At 53.2% G+C, this 26,049-nt stretch carries 21 protein-coding genes, 1 pseudogene and 1 riboswitch; of the genes and pseudogenes, 16 read left to right on the top strand and 6 right to left on the bottom strand.

The window, feature by feature from the left end; translation table 11 throughout:
- The 9 genes and pseudogenes from AC790_RS24510 to rpoC all read left to right on the top strand — a co-directional run.
- A pseudogene (locus AC790_RS24510) lies at window positions 1-122 on the top strand (elongation factor Tu); the annotation flags it as partial.
- A gap of 227 nt (window positions 123-349) precedes the next feature.
- A complete protein-coding gene (gene secE / locus AC790_RS23735) occupies window positions 350-733 on the top strand; it encodes a preprotein translocase subunit SecE (RefSeq protein WP_007886301.1) in 384 nt (127 codons plus the stop codon).
- Window position 734: 1 nt separating this feature from the next.
- Window positions 735-1,280 carry a transcription termination/antitermination protein NusG gene (gene nusG / locus AC790_RS23730; protein WP_007886300.1) on the top strand — a complete coding sequence of 182 codons (546 nt, stop codon included), beginning with the start codon at window positions 735-737 and terminating at the stop codon, window positions 1,278-1,280.
- A gap of 148 nt (window positions 1,281-1,428) precedes the next feature.
- Window positions 1,429-1,857 (top strand): 50S ribosomal protein L11, encoded by a 429-nt coding sequence (rplK, locus tag AC790_RS23725; protein ID WP_007886298.1) that lies wholly within the window; start codon window positions 1,429-1,431, stop codon window positions 1,855-1,857.
- A gap of 3 nt (window positions 1,858-1,860) precedes the next feature.
- The gene (rplA, locus tag AC790_RS23720; protein ID WP_007886296.1) at window positions 1,861-2,565 is read left to right on the top strand and encodes a 50S ribosomal protein L1; all 705 of its coding nucleotides are present in this window, start codon (window positions 1,861-1,863) and stop codon (window positions 2,563-2,565) included.
- Between the two features lie 349 nt (window positions 2,566-2,914).
- On the top strand, window positions 2,915-3,412 hold the full coding sequence (gene rplJ, locus AC790_RS23715; RefSeq protein WP_007886294.1) for a 50S ribosomal protein L10: 498 nt from the start codon (window positions 2,915-2,917) through the stop codon (window positions 3,410-3,412).
- 66 nt (window positions 3,413-3,478) lie between these two features.
- Window positions 3,479-3,841 carry a 50S ribosomal protein L7/L12 gene (rplL, locus tag AC790_RS23710; RefSeq protein WP_007886292.1) on the top strand — a complete coding sequence of 121 codons (363 nt, stop codon included), beginning with the start codon at window positions 3,479-3,481 and terminating at the stop codon, window positions 3,839-3,841.
- 332 nt (window positions 3,842-4,173) lie between these two features.
- Window positions 4,174-8,202, top strand: a complete 4,029-nt coding sequence (rpoB, locus tag AC790_RS23705) for a DNA-directed RNA polymerase subunit beta (RefSeq protein WP_007886290.1) — start codon at window positions 4,174-4,176, stop codon at window positions 8,200-8,202.
- Between the two features lie 78 nt (window positions 8,203-8,280).
- Window positions 8,281-12,504, top strand: a complete 4,224-nt coding sequence (gene rpoC, locus AC790_RS23700; protein ID WP_007886289.1) for a DNA-directed RNA polymerase subunit beta' — start codon at window positions 8,281-8,283, stop codon at window positions 12,502-12,504.
- A 66-nt stretch (window positions 12,505-12,570) separates the two neighbouring features.
- Here the strand turns inward: rpoC and AC790_RS23695 are convergent, their stop codons facing one another.
- Window positions 12,571-12,759: a DUF1127 domain-containing protein gene (locus AC790_RS23695; protein WP_007886288.1), complete on the bottom strand. Its 189-nt coding sequence runs from the start codon at window positions 12,757-12,759 to the stop codon at window positions 12,571-12,573.
- A gap of 175 nt (window positions 12,760-12,934) precedes the next feature.
- Here AC790_RS23695 and AC790_RS23690 point away from each other — a divergent pair, with 175 nt between their 5' ends.
- Window positions 12,935-14,386, top strand: a complete 1,452-nt coding sequence (locus AC790_RS23690) for a PLP-dependent aminotransferase family protein (protein WP_049853487.1) — start codon at window positions 12,935-12,937, stop codon at window positions 14,384-14,386.
- Window positions 14,387-14,542: 156 nt separating this feature from the next.
- Here the strand turns inward: AC790_RS23690 and thiE are convergent, their stop codons facing one another.
- The 3 genes from thiE to AC790_RS23675 form a co-directional block, all read right to left on the bottom strand.
- Window positions 14,543-15,190: a thiamine phosphate synthase gene (thiE, locus tag AC790_RS23685; RefSeq protein WP_049853486.1), complete on the bottom strand. Its 648-nt coding sequence runs from the start codon at window positions 15,188-15,190 to the stop codon at window positions 14,543-14,545.
- Window positions 15,187-17,112, bottom strand: a complete 1,926-nt coding sequence (gene thiC, locus AC790_RS23680) for a phosphomethylpyrimidine synthase ThiC (protein WP_049853485.1) — start codon at window positions 17,110-17,112, stop codon at window positions 15,187-15,189. Before thiC ends, thiE begins: the two co-directional genes overlap by 4 nt.
- A gap of 90 nt (window positions 17,113-17,202) precedes the next feature.
- Window positions 17,203-17,303: riboswitch (TPP riboswitch) on the bottom strand.
- 235 nt (window positions 17,304-17,538) lie between these two features.
- Complete coding sequence (locus AC790_RS23675; RefSeq protein WP_049853484.1) at window positions 17,539-18,045, bottom strand: Rsd/AlgQ family anti-sigma factor; 507 nt, start codon at window positions 18,043-18,045, stop codon at window positions 17,539-17,541.
- 88 nt (window positions 18,046-18,133) lie between these two features.
- Between AC790_RS23675 and nudC the strand changes: the two genes are divergently transcribed.
- The 6 genes from nudC (at window position 18,134) to AC790_RS23645 (ending at window position 22,533) form a co-directional block, all read left to right on the top strand.
- Window positions 18,134-18,907, top strand: coding sequence for an NAD(+) diphosphatase (gene nudC, locus AC790_RS23670; protein ID WP_007886283.1), 774 nt, complete (start codon window positions 18,134-18,136; stop codon window positions 18,905-18,907).
- Window positions 18,908-18,946: 39 nt separating this feature from the next.
- Window positions 18,947-20,014 (top strand): uroporphyrinogen decarboxylase, encoded by a 1,068-nt coding sequence (gene hemE / locus AC790_RS23665; RefSeq protein WP_049853483.1) that lies wholly within the window; start codon window positions 18,947-18,949, stop codon window positions 20,012-20,014.
- A 2-nt stretch (window positions 20,015-20,016) separates the two neighbouring features.
- Complete coding sequence (nfi, locus tag AC790_RS23660; protein WP_007886280.1) at window positions 20,017-20,685, top strand: deoxyribonuclease V; 669 nt, start codon at window positions 20,017-20,019, stop codon at window positions 20,683-20,685.
- A gap of 62 nt (window positions 20,686-20,747) precedes the next feature.
- Window positions 20,748-21,338 (top strand): YjaG family protein, encoded by a 591-nt coding sequence (locus AC790_RS23655; protein ID WP_049853482.1) that lies wholly within the window; start codon window positions 20,748-20,750, stop codon window positions 21,336-21,338.
- A gap of 188 nt (window positions 21,339-21,526) precedes the next feature.
- The gene (gene hupA / locus AC790_RS23650) at window positions 21,527-21,799 is read left to right on the top strand and encodes a nucleoid-associated protein HU-alpha (protein WP_007886275.1); all 273 of its coding nucleotides are present in this window, start codon (window positions 21,527-21,529) and stop codon (window positions 21,797-21,799) included.
- Between the two features lie 68 nt (window positions 21,800-21,867).
- The gene (locus tag AC790_RS23645) at window positions 21,868-22,533 is read left to right on the top strand and encodes a DUF1481 domain-containing protein (RefSeq protein WP_049853481.1); all 666 of its coding nucleotides are present in this window, start codon (window positions 21,868-21,870) and stop codon (window positions 22,531-22,533) included.
- A 44-nt stretch (window positions 22,534-22,577) separates the two neighbouring features.
- On the opposite strand, the gene purD is transcribed toward AC790_RS23645, so the two are convergent.
- Both purD and purH read right to left on the bottom strand, forming a co-directional pair.
- The gene (purD, locus tag AC790_RS23640) at window positions 22,578-23,858 is read right to left on the bottom strand and encodes a phosphoribosylamine--glycine ligase (protein ID WP_049853480.1); all 1,281 of its coding nucleotides are present in this window, start codon (window positions 23,856-23,858) and stop codon (window positions 22,578-22,580) included.
- 18 nt (window positions 23,859-23,876) lie between these two features.
- On the bottom strand, window positions 23,877-25,466 hold the full coding sequence (gene purH / locus AC790_RS23635; protein WP_049853479.1) for a bifunctional phosphoribosylaminoimidazolecarboxamide formyltransferase/IMP cyclohydrolase: 1,590 nt from the start codon (window positions 25,464-25,466) through the stop codon (window positions 23,877-23,879).
- Between the last annotated feature and the right edge of the window lie 583 nt (window positions 25,467-26,049).

Below are 26,049 nucleotides of genomic sequence, written 5' to 3'. Positions count from 1 at the left end.
ACAACGTTCAGATGACCGTTGAGCTGATCCACCCAATCGCGATGGATGAAGGCTTGCGCTTCGCTATCCGTGAAGGCGGCCGTACTGTTGGTGCGGGTGTTGTTGCTACAATTATCGCTTAATTGCGATAACATTTGACGCAATGCACAAGGAAAGGGCATCATTTGATGCCCTTTTTGCACGCTGTTACATAGAACCTGGCTCATCAGTGATTTTCAATCATAATCATTGTTGAGACAGGCTCTGTTTCACGGCGTTGGATACCGAGTTACGCTCAACAGCTCATTCGGTTTGGATGCCTCGCTCTGCGGGGCAGAATAGTTTCTGAATTATTGTGGCAGGTTGGTTTATGAGTGCGAATACCGAAGCTCAAGGAAGCGGGCGCGGCCTTGAAGCGATGAAATGGGTAGTTGTGGTCGCCTTGCTCCTGGTAGCAATCGTCGGCAACTATATTTATCGCGATGTAACATTGCCTCTGCGCGCGCTGGCTGTAGTTGTGCTGATTGCTGCCGCAGGCGGCATTGCATTGCTGACAATCAAAGGTAAAGCGACCGTGGCATTTGCTCGTGAAGCAAAAACCGAAATGCGTAAGGTCATTTGGCCAACTCGCCAGGAAACATTGCACACCACGTTAATCGTTGCCGCGGTAACTGCCGTGATGTCACTGATTTTGTGGGGGCTGGATGGCATTCTGGTCCGCCTGGTATCGTTTATCACTGGCCTGAGGTTCTGAGATGTCTGAAGCTCCAAAAAAACGCTGGTACGTCGTTCAGGCGTTCTCCGGTTTTGAAGCACGTGTAGCAAAGTCGCTGCACGAGCATATCAAACTGCACAACATGGAAGAGCTTTTTGGCGAAGTCATGGTGCCGACTGAAGAAGTCGTTGAAATCCGTGGCGGCCAGCGCCGCAAAAGCGAACGTAAATTCTTCCCTGGCTACGTATTGGTTCAGATGGTGATGAATGATGCCAGCTGGCACTTAGTGCGTAGCGTACCGCGTGTAATGGGCTTTATTGGTGGTACTTCTGACCGTCCAGCGCCAATCAGTGACAAAGAAGTTGACGCGATCATGAACCGTCTGCAGCAGGTTGGTGATAAACCGCGTCCAAAAACACTGTTCGAGCCAGGCGAGATGGTTCGCGTCAGCGATGGCCCGTTTGCAGACTTCAACGGTGTGGTCGAAGAAGTGGACTACGAGAAGAGCCGCTTGAAAGTGTCTGTTTCCATCTTTGGCCGCGCAACGCCAGTGGAACTCGACTTTGCTCAGGTGGAGAAAGGTTAACCCTTTTGTTCACTTTTTAGCTCTTGCGAAAGGCGCGAAATTTACCTATAATTTCGCGCCTTTTGTTTTTATGTGCCGGCAACGGCGTATAAATCGTTATCACGGGGAGCCTGTTTTTCAGGCGTTATAACCCAATTGAGGAATTATCATGGCCAAGAAAGTACAAGCCTACGTTAAGCTGCAGGTTGCAGCTGGTATGGCTAACCCAAGCCCACCTGTTGGTCCAGCTCTGGGTCAGCAGGGTGTTAACATCATGGAATTCTGCAAAGCGTTCAACGCTAAGACTGAATCCCTGGAGAAAGGCCTGCCTACTCCTGTTGTTATCACCGTATACAGCGACCGTTCTTTCACCTTCGTTACCAAAACCCCTCCGGCTGCCGTACTGCTGAAAAAAGCAGCGGGCATCAAGTCTGGTTCTGGTAAGCCGAACAAAGATAAAGTCGGTAAAGTTTCCCGTGCTCAGGTACGTGAAATCGCAGAAACTAAAGCTGCGGACATGACTGGTTCTGACGTAGAAGCGATGACTCGCTCTATCGAAGGTACTGCACGTTCCATGGGCCTGGTAGTAGAGGATTAATAAATGGCTAAGCTGACCAAGCGCATGAGCGTAATCCGTGACAAAGTTGATGCTACTAAGCAGTACGACATCAACGAAGCTGTTGCTCTGCTGAAAGAACTGGCTACTGCTAAGTTCGTAGAAAGCGTTGACGTTGCTGTTAACCTCGGCATCGATGCACGTAAATCTGATCAGAACGTGCGCGGCGCGACCGTTCTGCCACACGGTACTGGTCGTTCAGTACGTGTTGCTGTCTTCACCCAAGGCGCAAATGCTGAAGCTGCTAAAGCAGCTGGCGCAGAGCTGGTAGGTATGGAAGATCTGGCTGAGCAGATTAAGAAAGGCGAAATGAACTTTGACGTTGTTATCGCATCTCCAGATGCAATGCGCGTTGTTGGCCAGTTGGGCCAGGTTCTGGGCCCACGCGGTCTGATGCCTAACCCGAAAGTTGGTACTGTAACTCCTAACGTTGCTGAAGCAGTTAAAAATGCTAAAGCAGGTCAGGTTCGTTATCGTAACGACAAAAACGGCATCATCCACACCACCATTGGTAAAGTGGATTTTGACACTGACAAATTGAAAGAAAACCTGGAATCTCTGCTGGTTGCGCTGAAAAAAGCGAAACCATCACAGGCGAAAGGCGTGTACATCAAGAAAGTCAGCATCTCTACCACCATGGGCGCCGGCGTTGCCGTTGACCAGGCTGGTCTGAGCGCATCAGCAAACTAATTGCTGCTTGTAACGGGCGAAAAATTCATCTAGAATCTTACGCCCGTTGTTCTGGTTAAACATTCAATCCAGAACCCAGATTCAAAGTGAATGATCAGCTAAGTCTAAACACTTAGCAGTTCAGTCGCTTAGGTTGGAGCCAGGCCTTATCCTGGCCTCCGTCCAAGACCGCAGGAGCAGAATATTTTCGGATATCTTGCTTAATACCCTGCGTAGACGGTGACAGAACCAAAAAGAATTTTTTCTTCACTGGATTCTGCTCACCGTGTAATAGCGCTTATCGCCCTCGGGTGAATAAGTGAAGTGAGTTCCGGGAAATTATTCCCGGTCAATCCAGGAGCAAAAGCTAATGGCATTAAATCTTCAAGGCAAACAAGCGATTGTTGCTGAAGTTAGCGAAGTAGCCAAAGGCGCGCTTTCAGCGGTTGTTGCGGATTCCCGTGGCGTGACCGTTGATAAAATGACCGAACTGCGTAAAGCAGGTCGTGAAGCTGGCGTTTACATGCGTGTTGTTCGTAACACCCTGCTGCGCCGCGTCGTTGAAGGTACTCCATTCGAGTGCCTGAAAGACACGTTTGTTGGTCCGACCCTGATTGCATACTCTTTAGAACACCCGGGCGCTGCTGCTCGTCTGTTCAAAGATTTCGCGAAAGCGAATGCAAAATTTGAGGTCAAAGCTGCAGCCTTTGAAGGTGAGCTGATCACGGCGGCCAATATTGACCGTCTGGCAACTCTGCCGACTTACGAAGAAGCACTGGCACGTCTGATGTCGACCATGAAAGAAGCCGCTGCTGGCAAACTGGTTCGTACTCTGGCTGCTGTGCGCGATGCAAAAGAAGCGGCTTAAGGCCAAATTCTTTTCCTTCGTGCTTGCTACCGTATAAACTTTTTCTGATTTTTAGGAACAATCGATATGTCTATCACTAAAGACCAAATTCTGGAAGCTGTTGCCGCTATGTCCGTAATGGAAGTAGTTGAGCTGGTTTCTGCTATGGAAGAAAAATTCGGCGTTTCTGCTGCTGCCGCTGTAGCTGTTGCTGCTGGCCCAGCTGAAGCTGTTGAAGAGAAAACTGAATTCGACGTAGTTCTGAAAGCTGTTGGCGCTAACAAAGTCGCAGTAATCAAAGCAGTACGTACTGCAACTGGCCTGGGCTTGAAAGAAGCTAAAGACCTGGTTGAAGCTACTGGTACTATCAAAGAAGGCATCAGCAAAGATGACGCAGCCGCTCTTGAAGCTGCTCTGAAAGAAGCTGGCGCTGAAGTTGAAGTTAAGTAAGACAACCTTCGGGTTGCAGCCTGAGTAACATTAGGCTGATGGCTGGTGACTGTTCAGGTCACCAGCCTTTTTGCGCTACAGGGGAATGATGGCGTTTCGCACTGTTTGTCCGTCATTCCTCTTCAATATCTTTTTCTATCGACGCCTTAATATATCGCTCTCCTGTGAAGGTTCCCTGCCTGAACAACGGCGATGAAATGATTTAAGAGTGATAGAAAGATGTATTGCATGGGGTGCAGCGCATCGCATGAAAAACAAAAAATAGTGTTGCATGAACTGTCCTTTTCAGGACGGACAGCGTGGTTCGACATGTCAGCTAGCTGAGGAACCCCATGGTTTACTCCTATACCGAGAAAAAACGTATTCGTAAGGATTTTGGTAAACGTCCACAAGTTTTGGACATTCCATATCTCCTTTCTATCCAGCTTGACTCGTTCCAGAAGTTTATCGAGCAAGATCCAGAAGGCCAGTACGGTCTGGAAGCAGCCTTCCGCTCCGTATTCCCGATCTCTAGCTACAGCGGCAACTCTGAGTTGCAGTATGTAAGCTACCGTTTGGGTGAGCCTGTCTTTGACGTAACTGAATGTCAGATCCGTGGCGTGACCTATTCGGCACCGCTGCGCGTGAAACTGCGTCTGGTGATCTACGAGCGCGAAGCGCCGGAAGGCACCGTAAAAGACATTAAAGAACAAGAAGTCTACATGGGTGAAATTCCACTCATGACAGACAACGGTACCTTTGTCATCAATGGTACTGAGCGTGTTATCGTTTCTCAGCTGCATCGTAGTCCAGGCGTGTTCTTTGACAGCGATAAGGGTAAAACGCACTCTTCCGGTAAAGTGCTGTATAACGCACGTATCATCCCTTACCGCGGTTCATGGCTCGACTTCGAGTTTGACCCGAAAGACAACCTCTTCGTCCGTATTGACCGTCGTCGTAAGCTGCCGGCCAGTATCATTCTGCGCGCGTTAAACTTCACCTCAGAACAAATCCTCGATCTGTTCTTTGACAAAGTCGTTTATGAAATCCGCGATAACAAACTGCAGATGGAACTGGTGCCTGAGCGCCTGCGTGGTGAAACCGCCTCCTTCGATATCGAAGCCAACGGCACGGTCTACGTTGAGAAAGGTCGTCGCATCACTGCGCGCCACATCCGTCAGCTGGAAAAAGACAACATTCAGCATATCGAAGTGCCAGTTGAATACATTGCTGGCAAAGTAGTTGCTAAAGACTACGTCGATCTGAACACCGGCGAACTGATCGTTCCTGCCAACATGGAATTGTCACTGGATCTGCTGGCGAAACTGAGCCAGTCAGGCCACAAGCGCATTGAAACGCTGTTCACCAACGACCTGGATCACGGTGCGTACATCTCCGAGACCTTGCGTGTTGACCCAACCAACGATCGCTTAAGCGCGCTGGTTGAGATCTACCGCATGATGCGCCCTGGTGAGCCACCGACGCGTGAAGCCGCTGAAAACCTGTTTGAGAACCTGTTCTTCTCTGAAGATCGTTACGATCTTTCTGCGGTAGGCCGCATGAAGTTCAACCGTTCTCTGCTGCGTGATGAGATCGAAGGTTCAGGCATCCTGAGCAAAGACGACATCATCGAAGTGATGAAGAAACTTATCGGTATCCGTAACGGTATCGGTGAAGTGGATGATATCGATCACCTCGGTAACCGTCGTATTCGTTCAGTCGGTGAAATGGCTGAAAACCAGTTCCGTGTAGGTCTGGTCCGTGTTGAGCGTGCAGTTAAAGAGCGTCTGTCTCTTGGCGACCTCGATACGTTGATGCCGCAGGACATGATCAACGCTAAGCCGATTTCGGCGGCGGTGAAAGAGTTCTTCGGTTCAAGCCAGCTGTCACAGTTTATGGATCAGAACAACCCGTTGTCTGAGATTACGCACAAACGTCGTATCTCTGCTCTGGGCCCAGGCGGTCTGACTCGTGAGCGCGCCGGCTTCGAAGTACGTGACGTACACCCAACTCACTACGGTCGTGTATGTCCTATCGAAACCCCGGAAGGCCCGAACATCGGTCTGATCAACTCACTTTCTGTTTACGCGCAGACTAACGAATACGGTTTCCTTGAAACCCCGTATCGTCGCGTTGTTGACGGCAAAGTGAGTGACGAAATTCATTACCTCTCTGCAATCGAAGAGGGTAACTACGTTATCGCTCAGGCGAACACCAACCTTGCAGACGATGGCAGCTTTGTTGACGATCTCGTTACCTGCCGTAGCAAGGGTGAATCAAGCCTGTTCAGTCGCGATCAAGTTGACTACATGGATGTTTCCACCCAGCAGGTGGTTTCTGTCGGTGCGTCACTGATTCCGTTCCTGGAGCACGATGATGCTAACCGCGCCTTGATGGGTGCGAACATGCAACGTCAGGCGGTTCCAACTCTGCGTGCTGATAAGCCGCTGGTTGGTACCGGTATGGAGCGTGCAGTAGCGGTTGACTCCGGTGTAACTGCCGTAGCGAAGCGTGGTGGTACCGTTCAGTACGTTGATGCGTCTCGTATCGTTATTAAAGTTAACGAAGAAGAGATGTATCCGGGCGAAGCGGGCATCGACATCTACAACCTGACTAAGTACACCCGTTCTAACCAGAACACCTGCATCAACCAGATGCCATGTGTGAATCTGGGTGAGCCGATTGAACGTGGCGACGTGCTGGCAGATGGTCCGTCTACCGATCTCGGTGAACTGGCGCTGGGTCAGAACATGCGCGTGGCGTTCATGCCATGGAACGGTTACAACTTCGAAGACTCCATCCTCGTATCCGAGCGTGTGGTTCAGGAAGACCGTTTCACTACCATTCACATTCAGGAACTGGCATGTGTGTCTCGTGACACCAAGCTGGGGCCAGAAGAGATCACCGCTGATATCCCGAACGTGGGTGAAGCGGCGCTTTCTAAGCTGGATGAATCCGGCATCGTGTATATCGGTGCGGAAGTGACCGGTGGCGACATTCTGGTTGGTAAGGTGACGCCGAAAGGTGAAACCCAGCTGACGCCAGAAGAAAAACTGCTGCGTGCGATCTTCGGTGAAAAAGCCTCTGACGTGAAAGATTCGTCACTGCGCGTTCCGAACGGCGTATCCGGTACTGTTATCGACGTGCAGGTCTTCACCCGCGATGGCGTGGAAAAAGACAAGCGCGCGCTGGAAATCGAAGAGATGCAGCTGAAGCAGGTTAAGAAAGACCTGTCTGAAGAACTGCAGATCTTTGAAGCTGGCCTGTTTGGTCGTATCCAGGCAGTACTGATCTCGGGTGGCGTTGAAGCTGACAAGCTGGACAAATTGCCACGTGAGCGCTGGTTGGAGCTGGGCCTGACTGACGAAGAGAAGCAGAACTCTCTGGAGCAGCTGGCTGAGCAGTACGACGAGCTGAAGCACGAGTTTGAGAAGAAACTTGAAGCTAAGCGTCGCAAAATCACTCAAGGCGATGATCTAGCACCCGGCGTGCTGAAAATCGTTAAGGTGTATCTGGCCGTTAAACGTCAGATCCAGCCTGGTGACAAGATGGCAGGTCGTCACGGTAACAAGGGTGTTATCTCTAAGATCAACCCTATCGAAGACATGCCTTACGATGAGAACGGTACGCCGGTCGACATCGTACTGAACCCGCTGGGCGTACCATCGCGTATGAACATCGGTCAGATTCTGGAAACTCACCTTGGTATGGCGGCGAAAGGCATTGGTGAAAAAATCAATGCGATGCTGAAGAAGCAGGAAGAAGTCTCCAAACTGCGTGAGTTTATCCAGCGTGCTTACGATCTGGGCACCGATGTGCGTCAGAAAGTTGACCTGAACACCTTTACCGACGACGAAGTGCTGCGTCTGGCAGAAAACCTGAAGAAGGGTATGCCAATCGCGACTCCGGTGTTTGACGGTGCGAAAGAGAGCGAAATCAAAGAGCTGCTGCAGCTCGGCGGTCTGCCTTCTTCCGGTCAGATCACCCTGTTCGACGGCCGTACCGGTGAGCAGTTTGAGCGTCAGGTAACCGTAGGTTACATGTACATGCTGAAACTGAACCACTTGGTCGACGACAAGATGCACGCACGTTCTACCGGTTCTTACAGCTTGGTTACTCAGCAGCCGCTGGGTGGTAAAGCGCAGTTCGGTGGACAGCGCTTCGGTGAGATGGAAGTGTGGGCACTGGAAGCATACGGTGCCGCGTATACCCTGCAGGAAATGCTTACCGTTAAATCTGATGACGTTAACGGCCGTACGAAGATGTATAAAAACATCGTCGACGGTAACCATCAGATGGAACCGGGCATGCCTGAATCCTTCAACGTACTGTTGAAAGAGATTCGCTCGCTGGGTATCAACATCGAGCTGGAAGACGAGTAAGTACTCGCAAGTACTGGTTACGGGACGTGCACTTCGGGTGCGCGTCCCTGAGAGTTCCACTCCGACGGGAGCTAATCCGTGAAAGACTTACTTAAGTTTCTGAAAGCGCAAACTAAGACCGAAGAGTTTGATGCGATCAAAATTGCTCTGGCCTCGCCAGACATGATCCGTTCATGGTCTTTTGGTGAAGTTAAAAAGCCGGAAACCATTAACTATCGTACCTTTAAGCCAGAGCGTGACGGCCTTTTCTGTGCCCGTATTTTCGGACCGGTAAAAGACTACGAATGCCTGTGCGGTAAGTACAAGCGTTTAAAACATCGCGGCGTGATCTGTGAGAAGTGTGGCGTTGAAGTTACACAGACCAAAGTACGTCGTGAGCGCATGGGCCACATTGAGTTGGCTTCACCTACTGCGCACATTTGGTTCCTGAAATCACTGCCTTCGCGTATCGGCTTGCTGCTGGATATGCCACTGCGTGATATTGAGCGCGTGCTGTACTTCGAATCTTATGTGGTTATCGAAGGCGGCATGACCAACCTGGAAAAACGTCAGATTCTGACGGAAGAGCAGTATCTTGACGCGCTGGAAGAGTTCGGTGACGAATTCGATGCGAAGATGGGTGCGGAAGCTATCCAGGCGCTGCTGAAAAATATGGATCTGGAGCAAGAGTGCGAGCAGCTGCGCGAAGAGCTGAACGAAACCAACTCCGAGACCAAACGTAAGAAGCTGACCAAGCGTATCAAGCTGCTGGAAGCGTTCGTTCAATCTGGTAACAAGCCAGAGTGGATGATCCTGACCGTTCTGCCGGTTCTGCCGCCAGATCTGCGTCCGCTGGTACCGCTGGATGGTGGTCGTTTCGCTACGTCGGATCTGAACGATCTGTATCGTCGCGTGATCAACCGTAACAACCGTCTGAAACGTCTGCTGGATCTGGCTGCGCCAGACATCATCGTACGTAACGAAAAACGTATGCTGCAGGAAGCGGTTGATGCACTGTTGGATAACGGCCGTCGCGGTCGCGCCATCACTGGCTCGAACAAGCGTCCGTTGAAATCTCTGGCAGACATGATTAAAGGTAAACAGGGTCGTTTCCGTCAGAACCTGTTGGGTAAACGTGTTGACTACTCTGGACGTTCAGTCATCACCGTTGGTCCATACCTGCGTCTGCACCAGTGCGGTCTGCCGAAGAAAATGGCTCTTGAGCTGTTCAAACCGTTCATTTACGGCAAGCTGGAACTGCGTGGCCTCGCCACCACCATCAAAGCCGCGAAGAAAATGGTTGAGCGCGAAGAAGCTGTCGTTTGGGATATCTTGGACGAAGTGATCCGCGAACACCCGGTACTGCTGAACCGTGCACCAACTCTGCACCGTTTGGGTATCCAGGCGTTTGAACCGGTTCTGATCGAAGGTAAAGCAATTCAGCTGCACCCGCTGGTTTGTGCGGCCTATAACGCCGACTTCGATGGTGACCAGATGGCTGTTCACGTACCGCTGACGCTGGAAGCCCAGCTGGAAGCGCGTGCGCTGATGATGTCGACCAACAACATTCTGTCACCAGCGAACGGCGAGCCAATCATCGTTCCTTCACAGGACGTTGTTCTGGGTCTGTACTACATGACCCGCGACAAAGTGAACGCCAAAGGCGAAGGCATGGTACTGACTGGCCCGAAAGAAGCTGAGCGTGTTTATCGCGCTGGCCTGGCTGAGCTGCATGCACGCGTTAAAGTGCGTATCACTGAATACACCAAGAACGAGCAGGAAGAGTTCGTTGCGAAAACCAGCATTATCGACACCACCATTGGTCGTGCGATTCTGTGGATGATCGTACCGAAAGGCCTGCCTTACTCCATCGTCAACCAGGCGTTGGGTAAGAAAGCGATTTCCAAGATGCTGAACACCTGTTACCGCATCCTTGGCCTGAAGCCGACCGTTATCTTTGCTGACCAAACCATGTACACCGGTTTTGCTTATGCAGCCCGTTCAGGTGCCTCTGTCGGTATCGACGACATGGTGATCCCAGCGAAGAAAGCGGAAATCGTAGCGGAAGCGGAAGCGGAAGTTGCTGAGATTCAGGAACAGTTCCAGTCTGGTCTGGTAACTGCTGGCGAACGTTACAACAAAGTTATCGATATTTGGGCCGCCGCTAACGAACGCGTTTCCAAAGCGATGATGGATAACCTGCAAACTGAAACTGTGATTAACCGTCACGGCGAAGAAGAGCAGCAGGTATCGTTCAACAGCATCTACATGATGGCCGACTCCGGTGCGCGTGGTTCTGCTGCACAGATTCGTCAGCTGGCCGGTATGCGTGGTCTGATGGCTAAGCCAGATGGCTCAATCATCGAAACGCCGATCACCGCGAACTTCCGTGAAGGTCTGAACGTACTCCAGTACTTCATCTCCACGCACGGTGCGCGTAAAGGTCTTGCGGATACCGCACTGAAAACTGCTAACTCCGGTTATCTGACGCGTCGTCTGGTAGACGTAGCGCAGGATCTTGTGGTTACCGAAGATGACTGCGGCACGTTCGAAGGCATCATGATGACTCCGGTCATCGAAGGTGGCGACGTTAAAGAGCCACTGCGTGAGCGTGTACTGGGTCGTGTAACGGCTGAAGACGTTCTGAAGCCGGGCACTGCAGATATCCTGATTCCGCGTAACACCCTGATCGATGAGCACTGGTGTGATGTGATCGAACTGAATTCAGTCGATGCCATCAAAGTGCGCTCGGTTGTTGGTTGTGAAACCGACTTCGGTGTATGTGCACACTGCTACGGTCGCGATCTGGCACGTGGTCACATCATCAATAAAGGTGAGGCCATCGGCGTTATCGCAGCACAGTCCATCGGTGAGCCGGGTACTCAGCTGACGATGCGTACGTTCCACATCGGTGGTGCGGCATCTCGTGCGGCTGCTGAATCCAGCATCCAGGTGAAGAACAAAGGTACTATCAAGCTGACCAACGCGAAGTCAGTAACCAACTCCTCAGGGAAACTGGTTATCGTTTCACGTAACGTTGAGCTGAAAATGATCGACGAGTTCGGTCGTACCAAAGAGAGCTATAAAGTGCCTTACGGTGCGGTCATGGCGAAAGGTGACGGTGAGCAGGTTGCAGCGGGCGAGACCGTAGCAAACTGGGATCCGCATACCATGCCGGTCATTACTGAAGTGGGCGGTTTCATTCGCTTCACTGACATGATCGACGGCCAGACCATTACCCGTCAGACTGACGACTTAACCGGTCTGTCATCGCTGGTGGTTCTGGACTCTGCAGAACGTACTGCGGGTGGTAAAGATCTGCGTCCTGCGCTGAAAATTATTGATGCCAACGGAAATGATGTGCTGATCCCAGGTACCGATATGCCAGCTCAGTACTTCCTGCCGGGCAAAGCGATTGTTCAGCTGGAAGATGGCGTTAAGATCAGTGCCGGTGACACGCTGTCGCGTGTTCCGCAGGAATCTGGCGGTACCAAGGATATTACCGGTGGTCTGCCGCGCGTTGCTGACTTGTTCGAAGCGCGTCGTCCGAAAGAGCCAGCAATCCTGGCGGAGATCAGCGGTATCATCTCCTTCGGTAAAGAGACCAAAGGTAAGCGTCGTCTGGTGATTACGCCGGTTGATGGTAGCGATCCGTACGAAGAGATGATTCCAAAATGGCGTCAGCTTAACGTATTCGAAGGTGAGCGCGTAGAACGTGGTGACGTCGTATCTGACGGCCCAGAGTCTCCGCACGACATCCTGCGTCTGCGTGGCGTCCATGCTGTGACCCGTTACATCACTAACGAAGTGCAGGAAGTTTACCGTCTGCAAGGCGTTAAGATTAACGATAAACACATTGAAGTCATCGTTCGTCAGATGCTGCGTAAAGCAACTATCTCGAGCGTGGGAAGCACCGACTTCCTGGAAGGTGAGCAGGCTGAATACTCTCGCATCAAGATCTCTAACCGTGAACTTGAAGCGAATGGCAAAATCGGCGCGACGTTCATGCGCGATCTGCTGGGTATCACCAAAGCGTCACTGGCAACTGAATCGTTCATCTCTGCAGCATCGTTCCAGGAGACCACACGTGTCCTGACCGAAGCAGCAGTAGCAGGCAAGCGCGACGAACTGCGCGGCCTGAAAGAGAACGTGATCGTGGGTCGTCTGATCCCAGCCGGTACCGGTTATGCTTATCACCAGGATCGTATGCGTCGCCGCTCTGCGGGTGAAGCACCGGTTGCACCGCAGGTTACTGCGGATGAAGCCTCTGCTAGCCTGGCAGAATTGCTGAACGCCGGTCTGGGCGGAAGCGACGACGAGTAATTCGTCTGCTAAAGCTGACCAATAAAAAACCCTGCCTCGGCAGGGTTTTTTTTCGTCGCAATTTTGTCAGAACTTACGGCAGACGTCGTCACGTGTGAGTCCGATATCGCGAAGCTGGTTATCACTCAATTTTGACAGGATACGATGAGTGTCACGCCGTGCTTTCCAGTTTTTCACCATGCGCACTGCGCCGCGAAAAATATCCAGTAAAGTTACATCAAAAGGTTTAGCTGCGCGGTTTTGATCGAATTCCATAATCTTTGCCCTCAATAGGTTGCCTGAGATGCATTGTCCAATTCCTACGCATTATGATACAGACGCAAAAAACACTTATCTTTAACATACAGATTGCCATTCAATAGATCTGAATGGTAATAATGCTGGGTATCTGTACTGGTTTTATGTGATTACTCGCTGGTTGAGGCATACGATGACGCGTTACCAACATTTAGCATGTCTGCTCTCCGATCGGATAGAGCAAGGGCTGTACCGCAGCGGCGAACGTTTACCATCGGTACGCACGCTCAGCCTGGAACACGGTGTGAGCATCAGCACGGTGCAGCAGGCGTATCATCTGTTGGAAGAGAAACAGCTGATCGTGCCGCAGCCGCGTTCCGGTTATTTCGTTGCAACGCGTAAAGCTACGCCGCCCGTACCCGCCTTAACCCGACCTGCACAGCGTCCGGTAGAGATTACCCAGTGGGAATCGGTACTGGAGCTGCTCAGCAGCCGGACTAATAGCGATGTACTGCAACTCGGAAGCGGCATGCCCGATTTGACTCAGCCAACACTGAAACCGCTGTGGAAAATTCAAAGCCGCATGGCGCAGAAACAGGATGTTGATCAACTCAACTATGACAGCTTGCTGGGCGTTGCAGCGTTGCGCGAACAGGTCGCACGACTGACGATCGACAGCGGTTGCCAGCTTACTGCTGAAGATATCGTGATCACCACCGGCTGCCATGAAGCGTTGTCGATCTCCATTCGTGCAATATGCCAGGCGGGAGACATCATTGCTGTCGAATCGCCCACTTTTCACGGCACCATGCAGACCTTGCGTGGCTTCGGCATTCGCGCCATTGAGATTCCCACCGATTCGGTGACGGGTATCAGTCTGGAAGCGCTGGAACTCGCCTTCGAGCAGTGGCCGATTAAAGCGGTGGTGGTGGTGCCGAATTGCAATAATCCGCTGGGCTTTATCATGCCCGAATCTCGCAAACGTGCGCTGGTAACGCTGGCGCAGCGTTTTGATGCCGCGATTATTGAAGACGATGTGTATGGCGAACTGGCGTGGGAATATCCGCGCCCCGTTACCATCAAATCGCTGGATCAGGATGGCCGCGTGTTGCTGTGCAGTTCGTTCTCCAAGACGCTGGCGCCGGGATTGCGCGTGGGTTGGGTAGCGCCGGGGCGCTATCGCGATCGCGTACTGCATATGAAGTACATCAGCACCGGTTCGACGGCAACACAGCCTCAGCATGCGGTCGCCGAGTTTATTCGCCTTGGTCACTATCTGCCGCACCTGCGGCGCATGCGTCAGGTGTATCAACGTAACTATGAAACCTTTAGCTGCTGGGTGCGCCACTATTTCCCGTGCGGAATATGCGTGTCGCGTCCGCAGGGCAGCTTCCTGATGTGGATTGAGTTGCCAGAGGCGTTTGACGCGGTAAGACTGAATAACGAGTTGCGTGAGCTGAACATGCAGGTCGCGGTAGGGTCGCTGTTTTCGGCCTCGGGCAAATATCGTAACTGCCTGCGCCTGAATTACGGTTTGCCAATGAATGAGCATACAGAGCAGGCGATAGCCCAACTCGGTGCAGCAGTAGAACGTGCCATGCTGGCCTGTGGTGTTGAAACTGTGCATACCGCCTCCCTGACGTAATAGAGAAAGGCAGGGCTGGGAGAGGTTAAGACCAGCCCTGGCCCGCTGCAAGCGACAGCGGGCAGGCACACTTTAGTCTTGTCAGGAAAGGATGCTAGCCGTCACATTCTACTGCTGCGCGGCAGCTTCCAGCATTTCATAAAAATTTACAGCGCGTTACATCACTTCTGCGGGTTCGATTCCGTTTTCAACCAGCGTCAGCAGCTCCTGCGTTGCCGCGCGCCAGTCTGCTGCCTGAGTAATCGCGCTTACCACCGCAATGCTGCCAACGCCTGTTGCCAGAACTTCAGGTACGCGCGCCAGTGAAATACCACCAATCGCCACGGTTGGCACACCCTGCAAACGCGCCAGATGACGTTTCAATTCCGCCACGCCCTGCGGAGCTGATGGCATGTCTTTGGTTTGCGTGGGATAAATGTGGCCAAGTGCAATGTAAGAAGGGCGCAGCGCGAGCGCGCGGTCCAGTTCGGCATCATCATGCGTCGATAAACCCAGGCGCAATCCTGCCGCACGAATCGCCGTCAGATCGGCAACATCGAGGTCCTCCTGGCCAAGGTGCACACCGTAAGCATGGTATTTGATGGCTAAGCGCCAGTAATCATTGATAAACAGGCGTGCACGATACTGCTTGCCGAGCACAATTGCCTCGCGCACCGCATCTTCAACTTCATGATCCTCGCAATCTTTGATGCGTAGCTGGAGGGTGCGCACACCGGCTTCTAGCAGGCGCGCGATCCATTCCACGCTATCAACAACCGGATACAGCCCCAGTTTTGGGGCCGTGGCAGGAAAGGCGTCGGTCATACATTTTCCTCTTTAAGGGTATCGGCAGCGTGATAGATCTCGCCGCCACGATTGCGGAAAGCATTCGCCATTTGCACTATGCCCATTTCAATCGGCTGAGCTTCAGCCTGTTGGCGTGCAGCAAACTCGCGTACTTCCTGGGTGATTTTCATTGAGCAGAATTTTGGGCCGCACATTGAACAAAAGTGCGCCACTTTTCCCGATTCCTGCGGCAAGGTTTCATCGTGATAGGCGCGCGCGGTGTGCGGATCGAGTGCCAGATTGAACTGATCTTCCCAACGGAATTCAAAGCGCGCTTTCGACATCGCATTGTCGCGGATCTGCGCGCCCGGGTGGCCTTTCGCCAGGTCTGCCGCGTGCGCGGCGATCTTGTAGGTGATCAGTCCCTGCTTCACATCCTCTTTATTCGGTAAGCCGAGGTGCTCTTTCGGCGTCACGTAACACAACATGGCGCAGCCAAACCAGCCAATCATCGCGGCACCGATGCCGGAAGTGAAGTGGTCGTAGCCAGGCGCGATGTCGGTGGTGAGCGGGCCGAGCGTGTAAAATGGCGCTTCGTGGCAGTGTTCCAGCTGTTCGGTCATGTTGCGGCGAATCATCTGCATCGGTACGTGCCCGGGGCCTTCAATCATCACCTGCACATCGTATTCCCAGGCGATTTTGGTCAGTTCACCCAGCGTATGCAGCTCGGCAAACTGGGCTGCATCATTGGCATCCTGAATTGAGCCAGGACGCAGGCCATCGCCGAGCGACAGGGCCACATCGTAGGCGGCGCAGATTTCACAAATCTCGCGGAAGTGCAGATAGAGAAAGCTTTCAGTGTGATGTGACAAACACCATTTCGCCATAATCGATCCGCCGCGAGACACAATGCCGGTGAGACGTTTAGCCGTCATTGGCACATAGCGCAGCAGCACACCAGCGTGGATGGTGAAGTAATCGACGCCTTGCTCCGCTTGTTCTAACAGCGTATCGCGGAAAATGTCCCAGTTGAGGTCTTCCGCAATTCCATTCACCTTTTCCAGCGCCTGATAAATTGGCACGGTACCAATCGGCACCGGGCTGTTACGCAGAATCCATTCACGCGTTTCATGGATGTAGCGGCCGGTTGAGAGATCCATCACGGTGTCTGCGCCCCATCGCGTTGACCACACCAGTTTCTCCACTTCTTCTTCAATCGATGAACTTACCGCCGAATTGCCGATATTGGCATTCACCTTCACCAGGAAGTTGCGGCCAATAATCATCGGTTCGGATTCGGGGTGGTTGATGTTGGAAGGAATAATGGCGCGACCGCTGGCCACTTCCTGGCGGACAAATTCAGCGGTGATATTTTCCGGCAGATTGGCACCAAAGCTGTGTCCGGGATGCTGTTGTAGCAGTACTTCACTGCGAACACGCTCGCGGCCCATGTTTTCACGCAGTGCGATGAACTCCATCTCCGGTGTGATGATGCCTTGGCGTGCATAGTGCAGTTGGGTAACGCAGCGTCCCGCTTTGGCACGACGCGGTTGCGGCAGATGCTCAAAACGCAAATGATCCAAGCCTTCATCCGCCAGACGCTGTTGGGTGTAACGGGAACTCAGCTGGTGGATAGTTTCACTGTCACCACGTTCGGCGATCCACTCTGCGCGTAGCCTGGCGAGCCCTTGATGGACATCAATAGTGGCTTCTGGATCACCATAAGCGCCGGCAGTGTCATATACCGGCACCGCTTCATTCTGCTCAAACTGCGGATGATCTTTGCTGCCGCCGATGTGCGTCGGGCTCAGCTGTATCTCGCGCATCGGTACGCGAATATCCGCGCGGCTGCCGATGATCCAGATGCGTTTTGAATGAGGGAAAGCGGTTCCCTGCAGGGAATCGATAAATTCCTGTGCCTGAGCACGTTGTTCACGACGAGAAGTTTTAACAGCAGACATAGCAAGTTTCCTGTGAATGTTGGAAGTTGCTTGTCCAGAGTTCGGAAGGAGTAACAGAAACGATGCTGGGCGCCAACGTGCATCGTGCTGATGATGTCTACTCTTGTTCCCTTCGCAGGTACTAACCTGATCAGGTTCCGCGGATCCCGAATTAACGGTCTCAGCCCCACTGGGCACTCCGACAAGTTGGTGTTTTACGATATAAGCTACTTTGCTTGCTATTTCACGCCTGGGCAGTGCTCGTGACCGTCACGTACTACGTGTACGCTCCGGTCCCTGCGCGCTGTCCGAGCGTGAACTCGCTGCGCACGCTACGCTTATATCGCAAAATTTGGCTCTTGATTGTCGTTAAAGAGGACAATAAAAAAGCCCATTTAGCATAAGAGGGCTTTTTTCGAATAACAAGTTTTTTACAACAGCGGGCATTCAAGCCGGGCGGGCGATGATGCTGTCATTGGCAACCGGTAGATGCGCCAGCTGATTATCCCAGGCAAGTTGTACCAGCTTATCTTCCAGCGTGAAACGTGATTCCAGCACTTCGCCAACTTCAGAGAGCGCCGTTTGAAAATCCACGCAATTATCGTCGTTGATAGCCTGCTGCAGGTGGCTGTCGTAGAGCTGCATCATGTGGTCTGTATTCGCCTCTAATGCCGGATAGATCTGCGCGGCAACCATCAGCGGGTTATCACCCTGCATCTCACTAATAATGTGTTCATACACGCTGAAATGACCGGTTGAAAGGTAGTCCACCAGATTGTGGCAAAAGGCATCGAGTGCCTGTTCATCCAGCGTGGTTAACGCATCTTTTTGTGGCTTCATGCCAATAAGCTCATAGTACGTGACGAGCAACTGTCGGCGGGCATGCAACCATGAATCAACCAATTCATTTCCGCCGCCTACACGCTCTGTCAGGTCATCTAACTGGTTAAGCATATGGGGCTCCAGGTAGGTTATAGTTGTTTATTACACACTTAATATTAGAGTTTCAGCGTGTGGTTTGACGCTAAGGACAACGATTAAGATGCAACGTGAGATCTCAAGCTTAGACGCTGGATGGTGGATTGTCAGCCATGAGCAAAAACTTTGGTTGCCGCAAGGCGAGCTGCCGCATGGCTTATCCACCGAGTTTGGACTCAGTGGCAGCCACGCGATTTTGATTGGCGAATGGCAGGGCGAAAATGTCTGGCTGGTGCGGGAAGCGCGGCCGGATAGCATGGGCTCGGTGCGCCAACTGATTGATGAAGATGTCGGCCTGTTCCAAATCGCCGGGCGCGGCGTGCAACTGGCGGAGTTCTATCGGTCGCATCGCTGGTGCGGCTATTGCGGCCATGAAATGCACATCAGCAAGCGCGAATTTGCTTGTCTGTGCAATCACTGCCGCGAGCGCTATTACCCGCAAATTGCACCGTGCATCATCGTGGCCATCCGCCGTGGTGATGAGATCCTGCTCGCCAATCATGCGCGTCATCGTAACAACATTTACACCGTGCTGGCGGGCTTTGTCGAAGTGGGTGAGACCTTAGAACAAGCGGTGGCGCGCGAAGTGATGGAGGAGAGCAACGTGCGGGTGAAAAACGTGCGCTACGTTACTTCGCAACCCTGGCCGTTCCCACATTCACTGATGATGGCGTATATGGCGGAATATGACGGCGGTGATCTGCAACATGATGGCAAAGAGTTGCTGGATGCCGGTTGGTATCGCTATGACGATTTACCGCTTCTGCCGCCACCCGGCACCGTTGCGCGTCGCCTGATTGAAGATACCGTTGCCCTGTGTCGCGCCAGCGCGACGTGAAAATGCTACACTGCCGGCCTTAGCATGAGAGAGCCCATTATGAGTGAACTGAAGAACGATCGTTATCTGCGCGCCCTGTTACGTCAACCGGTAGATGTCACGCCGGTATGGATGATGCGACAAGCCGGGCGTTATTTGCCGGAGTACAAAGCCACGCGCGCTGAAGCCGGTGATTTTATGTCGCTGTGTAAGAATGCCGAGCTGGCATGTGAAGTTACGCTGCAGCCGCTGCGTCGCTATGCGCTCGACGCGGCGATCCTCTTCAGCGATATCCTCACCATTCCAGATGCAATGGGACTTGGGCTCTACTTTGAAACCGGCGAAGGCCCGCGTTTCTCCAATCCGATCACCTGCCGCGCGGATGTCGACAAGCTGCCGGTACCGGATCCCGAGCAAGAGCTCGGCTATGTGATGAACGCGGTGCGTACTATTCGTCACAACCTTAAGGGCGAAGTGCCGCTGATTGGCTTCTCAGGCAGTCCGTGGACGCTGGCGACCTACATGGTGGAAGGCGGCAGCAGTAAAGCCTTCACGAAAATTAAAAAGATGATGTACGCCGAGCCGCAAACTCTCCACCTGCTGCTGGATAAGCTGGCGGACAGCGTCATTCTCTACCTCAATGCGCAGATTAAAGCGGGCGCGCAGTCAATCATGGTCTTCGATACCTGGGGCGGCGTGCTGACCGGACGCGATTATCGTGAATTCTCGCTGTACTACATGCACAAAATCGTTGATAGCGTGCTGCACGAGAACGAAGGTCGCCGCGTACCGATTACGCTGTTCACCAAAGGTGGCGGCCAGTGGCTGGAAGCGATCGCCGCAACCGGCTGTGATGCGCTGGGACTGGACTGGACAACCGATATTGCTGATGCGCGTCGTCGCGTGGGCGATAAAGTGGCACTGCAGGGCAACATGGATCCCTCCATGCTGTATGCACCGCCAGCGCGTATCGAGCAGGAAGTGGCAGGGATCCTTGAAGGGTTTGGCACGGGTGAAGGCCATGTGTTTAACCTGGGTCACGGTATCCATCCTGACGTGCCGCCAGAGCATGCTGGTGCGTTTGTGGAAGCGGTACATCGTCTGTCACGTCCTTATCATCAGGGTTAATCGTGGATTTAGCCGCCCTTCGCCAGGAACAGTTACAACGCGCTGCTGATGTGGTGCGGCAGGATGATTTTGACGTGCTGCCGCCACGCTTTATTGGTGGCGCTGACGTTGGTTTTGAGCAGGGTGGCGAGATTACGCGCGCCGCCCTGGTGATCCTTGAGTATCCTTCTTTAACGCTGGTGGAACATCGCATTGCACGCATTGCTACCACCATGCCGTATATTCCGGGCTTCTTATCCTTTCGCGAAATGCCGGCGCTGCTGGAAGCATGGCAGCAGCTCTCGCAGCGGCCCGATCTGCTGTTTGTTGATGGTCATGGTATTTCCCATCCACGTCGGCTTGGCGTGGCGGCGCATTTCGGTTCGCTGGTGGATGTGCCAACCATTGGCGTAGCGAAGAAGCGTCTGTGCGGACGTTTTGCCGAACTGGATGCCGAGCCAGGCAGCCGTCAGCCGTTGATCGACAAAGGTGAGCAGATTGGCTGGGTGTGGCGCAGTAAAGCGCGCTGTAATCCGCTGTTTATCTCCACCGGCCATCGCGTTAGCCTGGACAGCGCTTTGCATTGGGTGGAAGTCTGTACCTCGGGCTATCGCCTGCCGGAACCGACGCGCTGGGCGGATGCTGTCGCCTCGGGACGCCCGGCTTTCCTGCGTTGGCAAAATGCGCGTTAACGCTGTTTGCACCCGGCTTTTGCGGTACACTGCCGCCAGCTAACCTATTGAGAGTAAGTTTGATGTTACAGAACCCCGTCCATTTGCGTCTGGCGAAGCTGGAAAGCTGGCAGCATATGACTTTCATGGCCTGTCTCTGCGAGCGCATGTTCCCCAACTATTGGGCTTTCTGCCAGCAGACCGAATTCGCCGATCCGCAACTCTATCGCCGTATCCTTGATCTGATCTGGGAAAGCCTGACGGTCAAAGACGCCAAAATCAATTTCGACGGTCAGCTGGAGAAATTTGAAAGCGCGATCCCTGACGGTGACGATTTTGACGTTTACGGCGTGCACCCGGCAATCGATGCGTGCGTGGCATTAAGTGAATTACTGCATGCGCAGCTCAGCGGTGAAACGCTGGAGCACGCGGTTGAAGTCAGCCGCACCTCGATCACCACCGTGGCGATTCTGGAAATGACCCAGGCCGGTCGCGAAATGACCGACGAAGAGCTGCGTGAAAATCAGGCTGTCATCGATGAATGGGACCTGCAGTGGGAGATTTTCCGCCTGCTGTCAGAGTGCGAGGAACGCGACCTGGAATTGATTAAAGGTCTGCGTGCAGACCTGCGCGAAGCGGGAATCAGTAACATCGGTATACTTTTTCAGCAATAAGGCAAGAAAACGTGACTTCAGGCCCGAATTACCGCGCCTGGAGGCTTCACATCGGCCCCCTGTCTGGTCTACATTTGGGGGGCTGAAAATTGTGGCTATCGGTGCGTGCCGGCTGAACAAGGCCTGAGAATGGCTTTTCCCTCGCACTCGTTGCTTAGCAAGCGATAAATACACTTTAAGGATAACTTATGAACAAGACTCAACTGATTGATGTGATCGCAGAGAAAGCTGACCTGTCTAAAACCCAGGCTAAGACTGCGCTGGAATCTACCCTGGCTGCGATCACTGAGTCTCTGAAAGAAGGTGATGCTGTACAACTGGTTGGTTTTGGTACTTTTAAAGTGAACCACCGCGCTGAGCGTACCGGTCGCAACCCGCAGACTGGCAAAGAGATCAAAATCGCTGCGGCAAACGTACCTGCGTTCGTTTCAGGCAAAGCTCTGAAAGACGCTGTTAAGTAAGTTTCCGCATTGCGGTTTAGCTTTAAAAGAGGGGGCGTTAGCGCCCCTTTTTGTTGCCGGGACCTGCCATGCTGAATCCAATTTCTCAGCGCGTCTGCGCCCTGTTATTTGGTGCGCTGCTTACGGGCTGTAGCTCCACTCCCGATCTTCCTGCCTTTACGGCGAGCGGCTATCTGGCCGATCGCGGCACCGTGCGCATCTGGCGCAAGAATAGTGACCATCAGGCTGTCCATCTCCGAACCGTCTTTACGCCGTTCAATGGTGATGCGATGGAGACCACCGATTACAACTGGCAGCAGCAGAAGCTGATTAGCGTAGAGCGGCGTGTCGCAGGCGCACAGCCGGACGACGTGACCTTACGCTTCGATCATCAAGGCAATCTCAATTTCATGCAGCGCCAGCTGGCTGGTCGACGTGAAGCGGTCAGTGCCGATAGCGTAGAGTTGTATCGCTTCGATGCGCAGCGCATGTTGGACCAAAGTAATGCCTTGCTGGAAGGGCGGGTATTGCTGCGGCAGGGCCATTGGCTGGGTGATAATCAGGTGCGAGAATGCGACGATAAAGTGGTGAACGCGGCCTTCGATCGTGACACGCTGTATACGCTCGCGCGCCAGCAGCAAGGCCATGCCGCGCCATTAATGGTGTCGTGGCTGGAAGCGCCGGAAGGGGTGCAGTTACTACGCACGACGCCGGATGACGAATGTAGCTGGCAGCCGCAAGAGAGCGATTTCTGACGGGTGAATAACAGAAGGGGCACGTGCAGTGCCCCTTCGCGTATTTATTTGCGGTTAATTGCGCGGTAACCGATATCGCGGCGACAGAAGCTGCCATCCCACGAGATATGTTGCGCCAGTGCATAAGCATTCTGCTGCGCAGCGGCGACATCGTCACCCAGCGCGGTTACGCACAGCACACGGCCACCGTTGGTGACCACCAAATCGTCTTTCATAGTGGTACCGGCATGGAAGACTTTGCCGTCCGGCACTTCTTCCAGCGGCAGACCGTGAATCTGATCGCCGGTGCGGTAATCGCCCGGATAGCCGCCCGCCGCTAATACCACGCCCAGTGATGGACGCGGATCCCACTGTGAGGTTTGCTGATCCAGTTTGCCGTCGGTAGCTGCCAGGCACAGCTCAACCAGATCCGACTGCAGACGCAGCATGATCGGTTGGGTTTCTGGATCGCCAAAGCGGCAGTTGAATTCGATCACTTTTGGCTGGCCGGCTTTATCGATCATCAAACCGGCATACAGGAAACCGGTATAGATGTTGCCTTCTGCCTTCATGCCGTTAACGGTTGGCCAGATGATCTGATCCATCACGCGCTGGTGGATCTCATCGGTTACCACGGGTGCCGGAGAATAAGCGCCCATGCCACCGGTATTTGGGCCGGTATCGCCATCGCCGACACGTTTGTGATCCTGGCTGGTGGCCATCGGCAGCACATTGTTGCCGTCAACCATGACGATAAAGCTGGCTTCTTCGCCATCAAGGAACTCTTCAATCACAATGCGGTGACCTGCATCGCCGAACGCATTGCCGGCCAGCATGTCTTGCACTGCGGCTTCTGCTTCAGCCAGTTCCATCGCCACGATTACGCCTTTACCTGCAGCCAGACCGTCAGCTTTGATGACGATCGGTGCGCCTTTCTCACGCAGATACGCCAGCGCAGGTTCCACTTCGGTGAAATTCTGGTACTCGGCGGTTGGGATCTGCTGACGCGCGAGAAAATCTTTGGTGAAGGCCTTTGAGCCTTCCAGCTGAGCAGCGGCCTGCGTTGGGCCAAAGATCTTCAGACCTGCGGCACGGAATGCGTCAACCACGCCAATGACCAGCGGCGCTTCCGGACCGACGATAGTCAGATCGATCTTTTCCTGCTGCGCAAAAGCTAACAGTGCGGGAACGTCGGTAGCGCTGATGGCCACGTTTTGCAGCGCTGGCTCGAGTGCGGTGCCGGCATTGCCTGGTGCGACAAACACGGTTTCCGCCAGCGGCGACTGTGCTGCTTTCCACGCCAGCGCGTGTTCACGTCCGCCGTTACCAATCACTAAAATTTTCATCTGTACTGCTCCCAACAATTAATGGCGGAAATGACGCATGTCGGTGAAGATCATCGCGATACCGTGCTCATCAGCTGCGGCAATCACTTCATCATCACGGATTGAACCACCCGGTTGAATCACACAGCTGATGCCGACCGCTGCTGCGGCGTCGATACCGTCACGGAACGGGAAGAATGCGTCAGACGCCATCGCCGAACCTTTCACTTCCAGGCCTTCATCACCCGCTTTAATGCCAGCGATTTTGGCTGAATAGACACGGCTCATCTGACCGGCGCCAATGCCGATAGTCATATTGTCGCGCGCATAAACAATGGCATTGGATTTAACGAATTTCGCCACTTTCCAGCAGAACAGCGCATCACGCAGTTCCTGCTCAGTTGGCTGGCGCTTGCTAACAACGCGTAGTTGGCTGGCTTCCACCATACCTAAATCACGATCCTGCACCAGCACGCCGCCGTTTACGCGTTTGAAATCCAGCGCCGCAACGCGGCCTTGCCACTGGCCGCATACCAGAACGCGCACGTTCTGTTTAGCGGCGGTCACTTTCAATGCTGCTTCACTGGCGGACGGAGCAATGATCACTTCCACAAACTGGCGGCTGATGATGGCCTGCGCGGTGGCTTCGTCGAGTTCGCGGTTGAAGGCAATGATGCCGCCGAACGCGGAAGTCGGGTCAGTTTTGTAGGCACGTTCGTAAGCGTCGAGAATCGAACCGCCAACCGCGACACCACATGGGTTGGCGTGTTTGACGATGACACACGCCGCTTCGTCAAACTCTTTCACGCACTCAAGTGCAGCATCGGTATCGGCGATATTGTTGTAGGAGAGCGCTTTACCCTGAACCTGCTGCGCAGTAGCAACGGAAGCTTCCGCCACATTCTCTTCTATATAGAAGGCAGCATCCTGATGGCTGTTCTCGCCGTAACGCATATCCTGCTTCTTGATGAAGTTGAGATTGAGCGTACGTGGGAAGCGGCCGGCAGGTTCTTTGCTGTCGCCGTGATAAGCCGGAACCAGGCTACCGAAGTAGTTGGCAATCATGCTGTCGTAGGCGGCAGTGTGTTCGAAGGCTTTTATGGCCAGATCGAAACGCGTTTCCAGCGTAAGTGAGTTTTCATTAGCATCCAGCTCGGCAATGATCGCCTCGTAATCGCTGCTCTTCACCACAATCGCGACGTCTTTATGGTTCTTGGCTGCGGAGCGAACCATAGTTGGACCACCAATATCGATGTTCTCTACTGCGTCAGCTAACGAGCAATCAGGTTTGGCAACGGTTTGGGCGAAGGGATAAAGGTTCACAACCACCATGTCGATAGGGTTGATGGCGTGTTGTGCCATGATCGCATCATCCTGGCCGCGACGGCCTAAAATGCCACCGTGCACTTTCGGGTGCAGCGTTTTGACGCGTCCATCCATCATTTCCGGGAAACCGGTGTAGTCAGAAACTTCGGTGACGGGCAGGCCCGCATCTGCCAGCAGACGTGCAGTACCGCCTGTGGAGAGCAGCTCAACACCACGACTGGAGAGTGCCTGAGCAAATTCGAGGATACCGGCTTTATCAGAGACACTGAGCAGAGCGCGGCGTACAGGACGACGTTGTTGCATGGTGGTTTTATCCCTTGGCTTTGTTTCGCGTAAAAAAGAGCGTTACATCAAGCTTAGTGTCTTTCTTCTATATAGAAGGAAGCACTTGCCTCATGTAACGCCCCAAAAGGGGCATCCTTGACGTCGCCGGGCATTGTAGCGAAAACGTTTGCGTGATGCTCGCCTAAATTCATTTGTGCGCTTGTGTGTGGATAACTATGTGCGTAACTGCGTATAAGGCGGGGTTTTGCTGTGGAATGCAGCGAACGGTTGTTTTTGTTGAATTTAGCGGTTGCGTGCTGAGAACAACTCCCTATAATGCGCATCCATCAACACGGCACAACGGCTTACGAAATGTGGTGTTGGTGAGGAAGCTTCGAAAGAACTTCCGCCGGATGAAACGCTGAAAAAAGTGTTTGACTCTGAAGGAGGAAAGCGTAATATACGCCACCTCGCGACAGGCGGTTAACCCGCTGTTCGCAACGCTCTTTAACAATTTATCAGACAATCTGTGTGGGCACTCGCAGGATTGATATCAGCGTCTCCGGACGCAAAAAAATATCAAGTCTCACGAGTGAACACATAATGAAATTCATTATGACGT

This window comes from Pantoea sp. RIT-PI-b, from assembly GCF_001187905.1.
Taxonomy (GTDB): domain Bacteria; phylum Pseudomonadota; class Gammaproteobacteria; order Enterobacterales; family Enterobacteriaceae; genus Pantoea; species Pantoea nemavictus.
The sequence above is the reverse complement of the archived record's forward strand: the minus strand, read 5'-3'. Positions and strand labels throughout refer to the sequence as shown.

Bases quoted from the DNA above. Each gene is read 5' to 3' on its own strand.
- secE (WP_007886301.1), top strand. From the start codon at position 350: ATGAGTGCGAATACCGAAGCTCAAGGAAGCGGGCGCGGCCTTGAAGCG.
- nusG (WP_007886300.1), top strand. From the start codon at position 735: ATGTCTGAAGCTCCAAAAAAACGCTGGTACGTCGTTCAGGCGTTCTCC.
- rplK (WP_007886298.1), top strand. From the start codon at position 1,429: ATGGCCAAGAAAGTACAAGCCTACGTTAAGCTGCAGGTTGCAGCTGGT.
- rplA (WP_007886296.1), top strand. From the start codon at position 1,861: ATGGCTAAGCTGACCAAGCGCATGAGCGTAATCCGTGACAAAGTTGAT.
- rplJ (WP_007886294.1), top strand. From the start codon at position 2,915: ATGGCATTAAATCTTCAAGGCAAACAAGCGATTGTTGCTGAAGTTAGC.
- rplL (WP_007886292.1), top strand. From the start codon at position 3,479: ATGTCTATCACTAAAGACCAAATTCTGGAAGCTGTTGCCGCTATGTCC.
- rpoB (WP_007886290.1), top strand. From the start codon at position 4,174: ATGGTTTACTCCTATACCGAGAAAAAACGTATTCGTAAGGATTTTGGT.
- AC790_RS23695 (WP_007886288.1), bottom strand. From the start codon at position 12,759: ATGGAATTCGATCAAAACCGCGCAGCTAAACCTTTTGATGTAACTTTA.
- AC790_RS23690 (WP_049853487.1), top strand. From the start codon at position 12,935: ATGACGCGTTACCAACATTTAGCATGTCTGCTCTCCGATCGGATAGAG.
- thiE (WP_049853486.1), bottom strand. From the start codon at position 15,190: ATGACCGACGCCTTTCCTGCCACGGCCCCAAAACTGGGGCTGTATCCG.
- thiC (WP_049853485.1), bottom strand. From the start codon at position 17,112: ATGTCTGCTGTTAAAACTTCTCGTCGTGAACAACGTGCTCAGGCACAG.
- AC790_RS23675 (WP_049853484.1), bottom strand. From the start codon at position 18,045: ATGCTTAACCAGTTAGATGACCTGACAGAGCGTGTAGGCGGCGGAAAT.
- nudC (WP_007886283.1), top strand. From the start codon at position 18,134: ATGCAACGTGAGATCTCAAGCTTAGACGCTGGATGGTGGATTGTCAGC.
- hemE (WP_049853483.1), top strand. From the start codon at position 18,947: ATGAGTGAACTGAAGAACGATCGTTATCTGCGCGCCCTGTTACGTCAA.
- AC790_RS23655 (WP_049853482.1), top strand. From the start codon at position 20,748: ATGTTACAGAACCCCGTCCATTTGCGTCTGGCGAAGCTGGAAAGCTGG.
- hupA (WP_007886275.1), top strand. From the start codon at position 21,527: ATGAACAAGACTCAACTGATTGATGTGATCGCAGAGAAAGCTGACCTG.
- AC790_RS23645 (WP_049853481.1), top strand. From the start codon at position 21,868: ATGCTGAATCCAATTTCTCAGCGCGTCTGCGCCCTGTTATTTGGTGCG.
- purD (WP_049853480.1), bottom strand. From the start codon at position 23,858: ATGAAAATTTTAGTGATTGGTAACGGCGGACGTGAACACGCGCTGGCG.
- purH (WP_049853479.1), bottom strand. From the start codon at position 25,466: ATGCAACAACGTCGTCCTGTACGCCGCGCTCTGCTCAGTGTCTCTGAT.